The sequence below is a fragment of the Rahnella sp. WP5 genome (assembly GCF_000745615.1).
Taxonomy (GTDB): Bacteria; Pseudomonadota; Gammaproteobacteria; order Enterobacterales; family Enterobacteriaceae; genus Rahnella; species Rahnella aceris.
The window spans coordinates 47,095-59,110 of record NZ_KN050720.1; the positions used below are offsets into that span (position 1 = coordinate 47,095).

11 protein-coding genes and 1 tRNA gene are annotated in these 12,016 nt (G+C 55.5%); 9 read left to right on the forward strand and 3 right to left on the reverse strand.

The window, feature by feature from the left end:
- Positions 1–198: 198 nt before the first annotated feature.
- Together EX31_RS17475 and EX31_RS17480 are read right to left on the reverse strand one after the other, a co-directional pair.
- Positions 199–984, reverse strand: a complete 786-nt coding sequence (locus tag EX31_RS17475) for an SDR family oxidoreductase (protein ID WP_037035867.1) — start codon at positions 982–984, stop codon at positions 199–201.
- A 39-nt stretch (positions 985–1,023) separates the two neighbouring features.
- The gene (locus tag EX31_RS17480) at positions 1,024–1,923 is read right to left on the reverse strand and encodes a GntR family transcriptional regulator (protein WP_013574991.1); all 900 of its coding nucleotides are present in this window, start codon (positions 1,921–1,923) and stop codon (positions 1,024–1,026) included.
- 192 nt (positions 1,924–2,115) lie between these two features.
- Between EX31_RS17480 and EX31_RS17485 the strand changes: the two genes are divergently transcribed.
- The 7 genes from EX31_RS17485 (at position 2,116) to EX31_RS17515 (ending at position 8,939) form a co-directional block, all read left to right on the forward strand.
- Positions 2,116–2,934: an ABC transporter substrate-binding protein gene (locus EX31_RS17485; protein WP_013574990.1), complete on the forward strand. Its 819-nt coding sequence runs from the start codon at positions 2,116–2,118 to the stop codon at positions 2,932–2,934.
- A 46-nt stretch (positions 2,935–2,980) separates the two neighbouring features.
- Entirely contained in the window at positions 2,981–3,694 is a 714-nt protein-coding gene (locus EX31_RS17490; protein WP_013574989.1) for an amino acid ABC transporter permease, read from the forward strand.
- Between the two features lie 10 nt (positions 3,695–3,704).
- On the forward strand, positions 3,705–4,448 hold the full coding sequence (locus tag EX31_RS17495) for an amino acid ABC transporter ATP-binding protein (protein ID WP_013574988.1): 744 nt from the start codon (positions 3,705–3,707) through the stop codon (positions 4,446–4,448).
- An 83-nt stretch (positions 4,449–4,531) separates the two neighbouring features.
- On the forward strand, positions 4,532–5,695 hold the full coding sequence (locus tag EX31_RS17500) for a M20 family metallopeptidase (RefSeq protein ID WP_037035870.1): 1,164 nt from the start codon (positions 4,532–4,534) through the stop codon (positions 5,693–5,695).
- Between the two features lie 10 nt (positions 5,696–5,705).
- Positions 5,706–6,803, forward strand: coding sequence for a mandelate racemase/muconate lactonizing enzyme family protein (locus EX31_RS17505; protein WP_037035872.1), 1,098 nt, complete (start codon positions 5,706–5,708; stop codon positions 6,801–6,803).
- Positions 6,800–7,984, forward strand: coding sequence for a M24 family metallopeptidase (locus EX31_RS17510; RefSeq protein WP_013574985.1), 1,185 nt, complete (start codon positions 6,800–6,802; stop codon positions 7,982–7,984). Before EX31_RS17505 ends, EX31_RS17510 begins: the two co-directional genes overlap by 4 nt.
- A gap of 34 nt (positions 7,985–8,018) precedes the next feature.
- Positions 8,019–8,939 (forward strand): dihydrodipicolinate synthase family protein, encoded by a 921-nt coding sequence (locus EX31_RS17515; protein WP_013574984.1) that lies wholly within the window; start codon positions 8,019–8,021, stop codon positions 8,937–8,939.
- Between the two features lie 59 nt (positions 8,940–8,998).
- Here the strand turns inward: EX31_RS17515 and EX31_RS17520 are convergent, their stop codons facing one another.
- On the reverse strand, positions 8,999–10,201 hold the full coding sequence (locus tag EX31_RS17520) for a glutamine amidotransferase-related protein (protein ID WP_037035874.1): 1,203 nt from the start codon (positions 10,199–10,201) through the stop codon (positions 8,999–9,001).
- 203 nt (positions 10,202–10,404) lie between these two features.
- On the opposite strand from EX31_RS17520, the gene EX31_RS17525 reads away from it, so the two are divergent.
- A complete protein-coding gene (locus EX31_RS17525; protein ID WP_037035876.1) occupies positions 10,405–11,613 on the forward strand; it encodes a pyridoxal phosphate-dependent aminotransferase in 1,209 nt (402 codons plus the stop codon).
- Positions 11,614–11,764: 151 nt separating this feature from the next.
- A tRNA-Asn gene (locus EX31_RS17530) sits at positions 11,765–11,840 on the forward strand.
- The last annotated feature ends 176 nt before the right edge of the window (positions 11,841–12,016 follow it).

Below are 12,016 nucleotides of genomic sequence, written 5' to 3' on the forward strand. Positions count from 1 at the left end.
CGCAAAATATAAGAGAAAACTATTACGCGTGACGTGTGGAAAACGGAGGGCGTGGGGAATCTCAGAAGGAATTCACTGCGCTGATAAACAAGGATGCACCAACATCATGCATTCTTATAGGTCACCCTTATAAATTAGCAGGGTTAATAACAGCGATGCCACGAAACAGATTCGCAGCATCACGTCCTGACGTCGCGTTTATATTGACGGGATCATGCCGCCATCGACGCGGATCACCGAACCGGTTACATATGACGCCTGCTGGCTGGCAAGAAACGCCGCCACAGCGCCATACTCTTCCGGTTTACCGTAGCGTTTTGCCGGAATGCTGGCGGCACTTTTTGCTGCTACCTCTTCGACCGATGTCCCTTCCCGCCCGGCGCGTGCGGCATCGAGCTGACCCAGACGCTGCGTGGAAATACGCCCCGGCACCATCACGTTAACCGTGATGCCGTCACCCGCCACTTCGGAGGCCAGCGTTTTCGACCAGCCGACCAGCGCCATGCGTAAGGTATTCGACATGCCGAGGTTGGCAATTGGCGCGATCACGCCCGACGACGTGCTGGTAATAATCCGCCCCCAGCCCGCATTGTGCATATCCGGCAGCACTTTATCGGTCAGTTGAATAAGCGAACTCACCATCGTGGAGAACTGAGATTGCCACGCATCCGGCGCGACGCCAGCCGCCTTCGTCGGCGGTGGCCCGCCTGAGTTGTTTATCAGAATACCCACCGGTCCGAATGTGCGGCGGATTTGCATCAGCACATCATCAAAGCTTTCCGGTGCTGTCAGATCCAGCACCCACGCCTGCGCGGTACCGCCCTGTTTTTCAATCAGGCTGACAGTTTCCTGCAACGCACTGAGCGTTCGCCCGCAAACCGCCACCTGAACGCCTTCGCCTGCCAGGGCAATGGCCATCGCACGGCCTAAACCGCCGCCTGCGCCACTGACCAGCGCCACGTGGCCCTGAATACCAAAATCCATCACTTTTTCCTCTGGTTTATGTAAGACAAAAACAGCGGATCACCCCACTTTGCTGACTTTGTTAAGCACCATCTGATAAGCCGATTGCAGGTGGCTGCGCATCATGTCCGCCGCCGCTTCCATCCGCCCTTCCAGCACGGCGTCGATGATGGCGACATGTTCCTCGCACCATTCGCGCACACGCTGTTTATTGGTGTAACTGCCGAACTCCAGCAGGCGGCGCAGCCGGTTTTGCTGCTGAATCGCCTGTAAAACAAAAATATTGCCGCTGAACTCCGCCAGCATTTCATGAAAGGTGGCGTCCGTTTCGAAAATCTGACGGCCATCAACGGCCAGAATATCCGGATGCGTAATCAGATAAATATGCTGCATCCGCAGGCGGCGCAGCGCGCTTTTATCGGCGTGAAAACCTGCCGCCATGAGCGCGCCCGGCTCAATCATCAGACGGAATCCGTAGCCGTTACTCAGCGCTACATCGGTATTCAGGGTCGGTAAGAATGACCAGCCATGCCCCTTATTGCGGGCGATCAACCCGTCTTCCGCCAGACGCAGCAACGTGCGCGCCAGCACACCACGATCGACGTCATAGCGCTGGGCGATTTCCGTCTGCGTCAGGGAATCCGGCAACTTTCCGGCGATACGGTCTTTCACCAGTTGCTCGTATAAATCCTGATCATTACTGGCGGGGATATCAATGCTGATGCGCTGAAGTTCATCGAAGGCTTTCAGCAGGAAAAAACCCTGATTGCGTCGCGCTTCGATAATGCCTAATTCACACAGTAATTTCAGGGCAGTACGCACCGGCGTACGCGACACTCCGAGCATATCAGCCAGTTGTTGCTCCCTGAGATGATGACCTGGCTCAAATTTTGCTTCACGTATCAGGTCAAGGATTTGGTTTGCCAGACGCCTTCCGCTGGCTGTCGTAGTTTGGGTCATGGAATAGCAGCACCTGAAAGTATTTGTTGTTTAGGTTTGTACAATATCACAAGCCTTGAGGATGGTGAAGTCTGGTTACAAAGCCCCCAAATCGTGCAATTAATGCACCAAAAAAGAGCCTTGACTCACAAATTTAATTGTATTTAATGAGACATAAAGAGCAATCCTGCTCATGGGAAACTGGAGTCTGTCATGTCAAAAAAAGCTTTTTTGCGTCGATATGCCGCCGTCTCTCTGGCCGCTATTTGCCTGAGTGCCCCGTTGTTCAGCCAGGCTGCTGCGCCAGTTCTGGTCAGTAAAGGTCATCTGACGTATGGCACCGCCGCCACGTTCATGCCGTTTGAATTTACGAAAGACGGCAAGCTGACCGGTTTCGATATCGATCTCATCACCGCCCTGTCGAAAAAACTGGCGCTGACACCGGAACCGATGTCGATGGAGTTCAAAGGACTGATCCCCGCGTTGCAGGGTAAACGTCTCGATATCATCAACTCAGCGATGTACATCAACCCGACCCGTTCTGAGCAGGTGGATTTTGTGCCGTACCTGAAAATCGGCAGCCGCGTCATTGTGGCGAAAGGCAATCCGGAAAAAATCACCGGTCGTGATTTGTCCCTGTGCGGCAAAAACATCGCCGTGACGCTGGGCGGCATTGAAGAAAGTCAGGCGCGTGCAGACAACCAAAAATGTCTGGATGCGAAAAAACCGGCGCTGACCGTGCTGACCTTCCCGGCTGCCACGGATTCCGCCGTCGCAGTGGCACAAAAACGTGCTGATGCAGAATTCCTGTCAACGCCGGGTGCTGTGGCGCTGCTGAGTGAAAAAGGCGATACCTTCGAAGCCGTCGGCGCTGAGTTTGAAGCAGACACGCACATCGGTTTTGCCGTGCGTAAAGGCGATACCGAAATGAAATCGCTGCTGGAAAAAGGCCTTCAGGACGTGGTGAAAGACGGAACTTATCAAAAAATCATCAGCAAATGGCAGTTCCCGGCTTCGGTGTCCATTTTCTGAAACCGTGATGTTAAGTAAAGCGTTGCCCTGACGTTGAGGAAAGTTCATGTCACTTGATCTTGTTTGGCAATACCTGTTCTCACCGGCGTTCTTTCAGGGCGCATTAATGACCTTGTTGTTAACGGTGTGCTCGTTGTTCTTTGGCATTATTGCGGGGCTGGTGCTGGCCCTGCTGCAGGAATCCCGCTTCCGGGCGGGATCCGTTCTGGCCTTCTTCTATCTCTGGTTATTTCGCGGCACACCGGTGCTGTTCCAGATTATTTTCGTTTACAACGTCCTGCCAACCTTCGGCCTGCGCTTCTCCGCTTTCACCTGTGCGGTGATGGCGCTGTCCTTAAATGAAGGGGCGTATATGGCGGAGATTTTACGCTCCGGCTTACAGGCCGTACGCAGCGGGCAGCGAACGGCGGGCATGGCGCTCGGCATGACTCAGAGCCAGATCATGCGCAAGATTGTGTTGCCACAGGCCGCGCGCATCGTGTTGCCGCCGATGGGCAATCAGATGATCAGCATGCTGAAGTCGAGCGCACTGGTGTCGGTGATTGCCGTGCAGGAACTGCTGCTTATCGCCAATCAGACCGCCAGCGCCAGCTTCCGATATTTCGAAGCACTGTGCGCCGCAGGGATTTACTACCTGGTGCTGACTTCCGTATTCATGGTCGGACAGGCCTGGCTGGAACGTTCGCTTGATCCGAAAAAGCGCAAGAAACCCGCGCTGTCACTGACTGAACGCCTGCTGCGCAGCAGCACGCCAAACTGAGGAGAAGTCCGTGAGTCAATCCAAACCGGTTCTGGAAATCATCGGCGTCGATAAACATTTTGGCGCACAACACGTGCTTAAAAACTGTTCCCTGAATGTGGTTCAGGGCGAAACCGTGGTACTGATTGGTCCGTCAGGTTCAGGCAAATCTACCCTGCTGCGCTGCATCAATTTGCTGGAGCCGATCCAGGGAGGGTCGATCTTCTTTCGCAATCAGGACATCACCCACGCCAGTATCGAGCCGCATAAATTACGCCGTGACATCGGCATGGTATTCCAGAACTACGAACTGTTTTCCCATCTGACGGCGGCCGAAAACATCATGCTCGCGCCGATGACCGTGCTGGGCGTCAGCCGCAGTGAAGCCGAGGCGCAGGCACTGGAACTGCTCGGCAAAGTACGAATTCCTGATAAAGCCGATTCGTTCCCGGATGAACTTTCCGGCGGCCAGCAGCAACGTGTCGCCATTGCCCGTGCACTGGCGATGAAACCCAAACTAATGCTGTTTGACGAGCCGACTTCGGCGCTCGACCCGGAAATGATCCGCGAAGTGCTCGACGTGATGGCCGATCTCAGCGCCGAAGGCATGACCAGCATTGTGGTCACGCATGAAATGGGCTTCGCGAAACGTGCAGCCAATCACATCGTCTTTATGGAAAACGGCGAAATCATCGAAAACGCGACCGGCGAAAAATTCTTCGGCGGCGATGTCAGCCTGCGGGCGCAACGTTTCTTAGATCAAATCTTACATTGATCCTTTTCAGCATTCTCAAAACACCTATTGCGCCCTCACCAGGGGCCTGACTTTTGCCACAACACTGTTTTCAGGAGACACCGATGAGTCTTTCATCGCCCGATATCAGCAGAATGAAACGCGATCTTGCCGCACTGGTGGCGATCAATACCGAAAACCCGCCGGGACGTGAACGCGAGGCCGCAGAGCTTATCAGCGCCATGCTCAGCGACATCGGCTTCGACCTGACGCTCAGCGAGTACGCACCGGGACGCACCAACGTGATTGGCAGGCTGGAAAACGGCGGCGGCCCGTGCTTTGCCTTTAATACCCACATCGACGTCGTACCGGCCGGTGAAGGCTGGCAGCAGGATCCGTTCACCCTCACCGAACGCGACGGGCGGTTGTATGGCCGCGGAGCCTGCGACGCTAAAGGCCCGCTGATCGCCATGATCGAAGCCATGCGCTGGCTCGCGGCCAACCGCAATGACTGGCGCGGCACACTGATGGCGATTTTTGTCGCCGACGAAGAAGTCGCCAGCGAAGGCGCGAAGTTTTATGTGCGCGAAGCCCCGGTGCATATCGATTACGTGGTGATCGGCGAACCGACGTCCAACACCACATACTCGGCGCACAAAGGCAGTTTACGTCCGCTGGTTCGCGTTCATGGCGTCACCGCGCATTCCGGCACACCGGAGCTGGGCGAGAACGCTATTTTCCGTGCCGCGCAACTGCTCGGTCTGGTGGAAGAAACGCATGAACATACCGTGCGTTGTCGCTGCCATCCGCTGGTCGGTAACGCCAGCCTGACGGTCACGCGCATTAGCGGCGGACATGCCGATAACGTGCTGCCGGGCGCCTGCGAATTATTGCTCGACCGGCGTATGGTGCCGGGCGAAGACGAAAACGCCGTGAAACAGGAAATTCAGGATTTACTGCAACTGGCGCAGGAAAAATTCGGTGTGCGCAGTGAAATCATCACCTACAAACCCACCACCGGCGGTGCGACCGAAACCGATTCTGACGATCCGATTGTGCGGGCGGGCGTTGAAGCCTGCGCCGCCCAGGGCAATCCTGAACCCGGCCCGTTCGGTTTTCAGGGGGGATGCGATCTGGTGCATTTTCGCAGTCTGGGCACTAAAGGCATCATCATCGGCCCCGGTTCGCTGGCCGTCGCGCATAAACCTGATGAGTTTATCCCCATCGATGAATTCGTGGCAGGCAGCAAAATTTACTGCGATGTTGCCTTAAAAATGCTCAAACGCTGAGGGGAAAACGGTGAAAGCGACATTATATCGCGCCGACCTGCGGTATCCGCATCTGCAACTTTATACCGCCTCGTCGGGCAGTGTGCCGGGGCTGGACACCTTGTATCTGCTGCTTGAAGACAAAAACTTCAACGGGCTGGGCGAAGTGCGCATCAACATGGCGTATCTCAATGGTTACAGCGCCGAACGGGTGTTGAGTGATGTGATCCGTGCGTTGCAGCAACTGGATCTCAGTCAGCCTGCCAGCACAATTTTGCTCAATCTGCCGCAACGGCTGGCGGATTTTCTGGCACCGACACGCATGCTGCTGGATATCGCGCTGCATGATCTGATCGCGCGTCAGGAAGGCATCAGCGTGGCGCAACTGGCGGGCGCAGATAATAGCGAAACGGTGAGTTATCACACCAACCAGACGCTGTTCTGGACGCCGATGGCGCAGATGCTGCAACAGGCGACGGCGTATGTGGATCGCGGTTTTACACAGCTTAAACTGCGCGTCGGCGTGGCTTCGTTCGAAGAAGATGAAGCACGGCTCAGTGCGCTGCGCCGACGTTTCGGGCACGAAATCAGTTTGTCCGCCGATGCCAACGGCCAATGGCAGCCGGAAGTCGCCCGCAGCCATTTAATCTCGCTGGCGAAGTTTGACATGAGTTATCTCGAACAGCCGGTTTCTGACGCTAATGCGCACTATTATCCGGCGCTGGCCGAAGCCAGTCCGGTGCCGCTGATGCTCGATGAAAGCATGAGCAGCGAGGCGGATTTAGAACGCATTTTGGCGCTGAACGGCAAGATTATGGCACATCTCAAACTGGTCAAAATGGGCGGCATTGCACCGACAATGGCTGCCGCACGACGTCTTACGGCCGCGGGCGTGCCATTCATGATTGGTCAGATGAACGAAGGCGGTGCCGCTACCGCCGCCGCCCTGCACGTCGCCCGCGCCTGCCAGCCCGCTTACGCCGAACTTTACGGTGCCGACGGGCTGGGCAACGACCCGGTTCACGGCCTTTCCTATCATCAGGGGTTACTCAGCAGCCCGCCGGGCCCGGGGCTGGGTATCCGCTTCACCCCTTCCCAGGCAGAATTTATTCAGGAGTTTGAACAATGACAGCAACATCATTACCCGATACGGGCCGCGTCGTGCCAGGCGCAGAATCTGCGTTTCACGAAGAAGAATATCGGCAGCGCATGGCGAAGGCGCGTCAGTTACTGGTGAAAGCCGGTCTGGACGTGATGGTGATCACCGGGCCGGAAAACATCTTTTACCTGACAGGTCAGCAAACACCGGGCTATTACACTTTCCAGACGCTGGTACTGCCGGTGGAAGGCGATCCGGTGTTTGTTATCCGCCAGCTTGAGTATTTCAACTTCATCTCCAACACCTTTATCCGCGATGCGGCGATTTATACCGATGGCGATAATCCGGTGAATTTCCTGCTCGATGTGCTGAAAACGCGTGGCTGGATGAAGAGCCGGATCGGGATCGATAAACGCGGCTGGTTTCTGCCGATCGCAATATACGAAGCCTTACAGGCTGAAATCGGCACGATCCACGATGCGGCTGGTGTTATCGAGCAACTGCGCGCCGTGAAATCAGCCGCAGAACTGGAAAAAATGGCGCACGCCGCCCGTTACGTTGACGCTGGCATGCTGGCAGGCCGCGCGGCGATTGCCGCAGGTGCGACAGAAAACGATCTGGTTTCCGCCATGATGGGCGCGGCGATTGCCGCCGGTTCCGAATATATGGGCATGGAACCGCTGGTCTCCAGCGGCCCGCGCACCGGTGTGCCGCACGGTACATGGCGACGCCGTAAAATTCTCGGGGGCGACCCGATTTTCCTTGAAATGGCCGCCACTCATGACCGTTATCACGCGGCCCTGATGCGCTCCGCCTGGCTCGGCAAACCGCCAGCCGTGGCGCTGGAAATGGAAAAAGTCTGTCAGGAAGCGTTGCAGGCTGCACTCGATGCCATCCGTCCGGGCGCGACATGCGAAGCGCCACATCTGGCCTGTCAGGCCGTTATCGACCGCGCTGGCTATACCGATAACTTCAAAAAACGCACCGGTTATTCGATTGGTATTTCGTTCGCACCGGACTGGGGCGAAGGCGCGATCCTCAGCCTTTACAGCGGCATCACCACCGAATTACAGCCGGGAATGACCTTCCACATTCCGCCTGCATTGCGCATTTACGGCGAATTCACCGTTGGTGTTAGCGAAACCATTGTGGTGACCGAAACCGGCTATCGCGCCCTCGGCACAGTGGATCGTCCGCTGACCTTACTTTGATTTTGCTTTTAACCAGATGATGGGAATTGAATAAATGAAAGACATCAGTGAAAGTCAGGCGCGCCTGAAAGGTATTTTTAATATTACCGTGACGCCTTTTACGGCGGGCGGCGAGTTTGATTTTGCCGGGTTATCCCGCAACATTGAGCGGGTCATCGGCCTCGGTTATGACGGCATTTTGATTGGCGGCACGTACGGTGAATTCCCGGCGATGACCGCCGACGAACGCGCCACGCTGTTCCGCCATGTGATGGAAGTGGTGGGTGACCGCGTGCCGGTAATGTTGTGCAGCGCAGGGTCAGATGTCCGTGTCGTGCGCGATTTAACGCAACTGGCGGGCGATCTGGGTGGCCTGCCGATGGTCACGCCGCCGTTTGTTTCTGAAGTGACCGACGCGCAAATTATCAGCTTCTTCAAACAGATGGCACCGTTATCACGCACCGGTATTCTGGTGTATAACGCACCGGGTATCGGCATTACGTTGCCGCCGGTAGTGCTGGAGCAACTGGCCGACATCGACGGCGTGGTGGGTATCAAACAAGGTGACCTGAACCCGACCGCCATCGACCAGATTGCCAACCGTCTTGGCGGGCGTCTGCGTCTGTTCTGCGCCTCCGATCTGGCATTTTTAGGGCCGATGATGTGTGGTTTTGACGGCATCAGCACCACCAATAGCGGCGCTCTGCCGGAAATTATTCTGGCAACCTATCGTGCGCTGGAAAGCGGCGATGCCAGCACCGCCCGCGAACTGCACCGTCTGTGGTATCCGTACCGGGCGCTGGCCCGCCGTTTCGGTCAGCCGCAACTGGTGAAAGCGGCCATGAACCTGCGCGGTTTTGACGGCCACCATGTGCGCGCCCCGCTGATTGATCTGCAAGCTGACGTCATCGGGCTGGTGGAGCAGGAACTGCGCCGTCTGGCCGCCGATCCGCGTTCCGGCGTCACCCTGAAGTAACCCGCTTTAAGCAAAAATCCCCGTCTTTGCAGGCGGGGATTTTTCATGGTGCCGTCAATTTATCCGTGCTGAGCTGACGCCGCTTTCAGAAAAGCTATCAGCAACGGGTGAGGTTTCACCGGCAGTGATGACAACTCCGGGTGGCCCTGCACGCCGAGGTAAAACGGATGGCGGGTGAATTCGATTCCGTCAGCAATCTTGCCGGTGGCATCGGTCCCGCTGATCAGTAATCCGTGATTTTCCAGATCCGGTTTCAGTTCAGGTGCAAGGTGAAAACGGTGGTTGTAGCGCACGATAAATTCATCGCCAAGAATCTCATGCAACCGGCTGCCGGGGCGGGAATGCATCCGATGATCCCCGAGGCGGTGAACCGGCAATGTTGGCGTATTCGTCAGCGGCACAAAAGTTTTAATATCAGCATCAGGATCCGCTTCCGCCAGATTGGCTTTCGCAGAACCCATCATGTTCTGCACGATGGCCGTAGTCATGGTTTGCATGCCCAGGCACAAGCCGAGAATGGGAATATGGCGATTCAGGGCGTAATGTGCGGCACAAATCTGTCCGGTAACATTACACATCGCGGATCCGCCCGGCAGTAAAATACCATCGACGTTTTCCATCACCTCATGCAGATGATCTTCCAGCACCTGGGGCGCGGCATACACCATATCAAGCGACACTGATAAAGCATCCGCGGCATCACCCAGCGCAGCGAGCGTGGCCGGATAGGTCGTGCACTGCTCGGACTGCGCACCGACCAGCGCGATACGCAGCGAAGTGGTGGTTTGTGGCGGCGTATCGTGGTTTATCCAGCGCCCATAACGATCACGCCACCAGCATCCGGCGGCTTCATCCGTCAGTCCGTGCCGCCTGAACATATACCCCTGATTTTCGCGCTCAACCGTAATCAATTCATAGTCAAACGCGTTTTCGCGAACCTGCCGTGCAATTTGAGTGAACTGAATGATCTGCATTGGCCCGAGGGGGATCACCACATCCCCGGTGCCATACGTCTTCAGCAATTCTTCCAGCTTCATCACTTTACCGGCACTTTGCGAAATCAGCCGTTCTGCCCAAAGCAACCCGCTGGTTACCCGCTGCCCTTCACCAACGACGTGCTGGCAGGCATCAGGGTAGCGTGCGGTATCCCAGCTCACCGGCAGATGCGCCAGCGGTAAATCCTTTTGTGCTGCCAGTATTGCCGCCATCGCACCGTACAACGACGGCTCAGGTGTGTCATGTGCAACAAATATAAAAGCCATAAGACAACCTTGAAATATAAATGAAAAGTTCAGACAGCCCGCAGGCTCACCGCCAGCAATACCCGCTGCCCTGCCGTTTCCGTCAGTAAAATACCGCTCAGCACGAAGAAATTATGAGCAAAGCAAAAAGAAGAATGATAAGTTTAAATTGGCTTTAATGATTCACATAATACAATTTTGTTATTGTTCATACAGGGGAAACAATGTCTGCTGAATTTCTTGCACCTCGTTTGCGTCGCGTGCGCCCTTCGCCGACAGCGGCGATCTCCGACCAGGTTCGTGCGCTCAGCGCGGCAGGTACTGATGTCATCAACCTGGGCGAAGGTGAGCTGGATTTCGATACTCCCGCACATATTAAGCAGGCTGGCATCGACGCGATTGTACAAGGTGACACAAAATACACTGCCGTTGCCGGTACCGCCGCGCTTAAACACGCCATCATGACTAAGTTTAATCGTGAAAATAGGATCAGCTACCGCCCGGACGAAGTCATCGCAGGCAGTGGCGCCAAGCAACTCATTTTCAACGCACTTTTGGCCACCGTTTCGTCTGGCGATCAGGTGATTATCCCGGCCCCTTACTGGGTGTCTTATCCGGATATGGTGGCACTGGCGGAAGGTGAACCGCGGATTGTTCATTGTCTGGAAAGTGATGGCTGGAAATTGCAGCCGGAAGTTTTAGCCGCCGCAATCACCCCGAAAACACGTTGGGTCATCCTCAACTCCCCGAACAATCCGACCGGGGCAGTCTATTCAGCTGACGAACTCCGCGCACTGGCCGCCGTTCTGCTGCAGCATCCGCAGGTGCTGGTGATGGCAGACGACATCTACGAACAAATTTGTTTTGTGCCCGGTATTTTCGCCACACTCGCCGAAGTCGAACCTCGTCTGAAAGAGCGTATCCTGACCGTAAACGGTGTTTCTAAAGGCTATTCAATGACCGGCTGGCGTTTGGGTTATGCGGGCGGCCCCGCGTGGCTGATGTCTGCCATGCAAATTTTGCAGTCGCAAAGCACTTCCAACCCCAGCTCCATTTCTCAGGCCGCGACTGTTGCCGCTCTGGAACAGGGCAATGCATTCATCGCGGACTGGATCGACATCCTGACGCACCGTCGCACCCTGATCATGAACTGCGTGAATGCCATTGACGGCCTGAGTGCCGAAACGCCGCCGGGCGCATTTTACGTTTTCGCTAATTGTCAGGGGATGTCAGGTAAAACGACACCTTCAGGCGATATTCTCAAAACAGATGAAGATTTTGCAGCTTATCTGCTGAAATCAGGCCATGTCGCCACGCTTCAGGGTTCTGCTTTTGGTGCGCCGGGTTATTTACGTATTGCTTATGCCATTGATGACAACCGGTTGCAGGAAGCCTGCGAGCGGATCACCCGCGCTTGTCGTGAATTGCGTTAAGACCGATAAAGGCCTGCTTCAATATGAAAACGAGCCTTTTTGACTCTATTCTCAACAACTTGGCTAAAGTATCAGCAAACGCACACATTTATTCAGTTTCCCCTTTGACATGCCACGGGGCAGTCGCTATTATTCGCCCCGTTACAACGATTCCTCTGTAGTTCAGTCGGTAGAACGGCGGACTGTTAATCCGTATGTCACTGGTTCGAGTCCAGTCAGAGGAGCCAAATTAGAAAATCCCGCTTAAGGAAACTTAAGCGGGATTTTTGCTTTTTATGCCCGGAGCCCGGGCCTGTATGGCGTTGATGCAATCAGCGAGTGTGAAAAATCTTCCCGCTGCATTTTCAGTTTTCCCTCCGCGCCGGGAAAATTTGGTGGTCAGATTTGGGGTCAGGTGAGTTCG

Excerpts from the sequence above, each read along its gene's own strand:
- EX31_RS17475 (WP_037035867.1), bottom strand. The coding sequence starts at position 984 with ATGGATTTTGGTATTCAGGGCCACGTGGCGCTGGTCAGTGGCGCAGGC.
- EX31_RS17480 (WP_013574991.1), bottom strand. The coding sequence starts at position 1,923 with ATGACCCAAACTACGACAGCCAGCGGAAGGCGTCTGGCAAACCAAATC.
- EX31_RS17485 (WP_013574990.1), top strand. The coding sequence starts at position 2,116 with ATGTCAAAAAAAGCTTTTTTGCGTCGATATGCCGCCGTCTCTCTGGCC.
- EX31_RS17490 (WP_013574989.1), top strand. The coding sequence starts at position 2,981 with ATGTCACTTGATCTTGTTTGGCAATACCTGTTCTCACCGGCGTTCTTT.
- EX31_RS17500 (WP_037035870.1), top strand. The coding sequence starts at position 4,532 with ATGAGTCTTTCATCGCCCGATATCAGCAGAATGAAACGCGATCTTGCC.
- EX31_RS17510 (WP_013574985.1), top strand. The coding sequence starts at position 6,800 with ATGACAGCAACATCATTACCCGATACGGGCCGCGTCGTGCCAGGCGCA.
- EX31_RS17515 (WP_013574984.1), top strand. The coding sequence starts at position 8,019 with ATGAAAGACATCAGTGAAAGTCAGGCGCGCCTGAAAGGTATTTTTAAT.
- EX31_RS17520 (WP_037035874.1), bottom strand. The coding sequence starts at position 10,201 with ATGGCTTTTATATTTGTTGCACATGACACACCTGAGCCGTCGTTGTAC.
- EX31_RS17525 (WP_037035876.1), top strand. The coding sequence starts at position 10,405 with ATGTCTGCTGAATTTCTTGCACCTCGTTTGCGTCGCGTGCGCCCTTCG.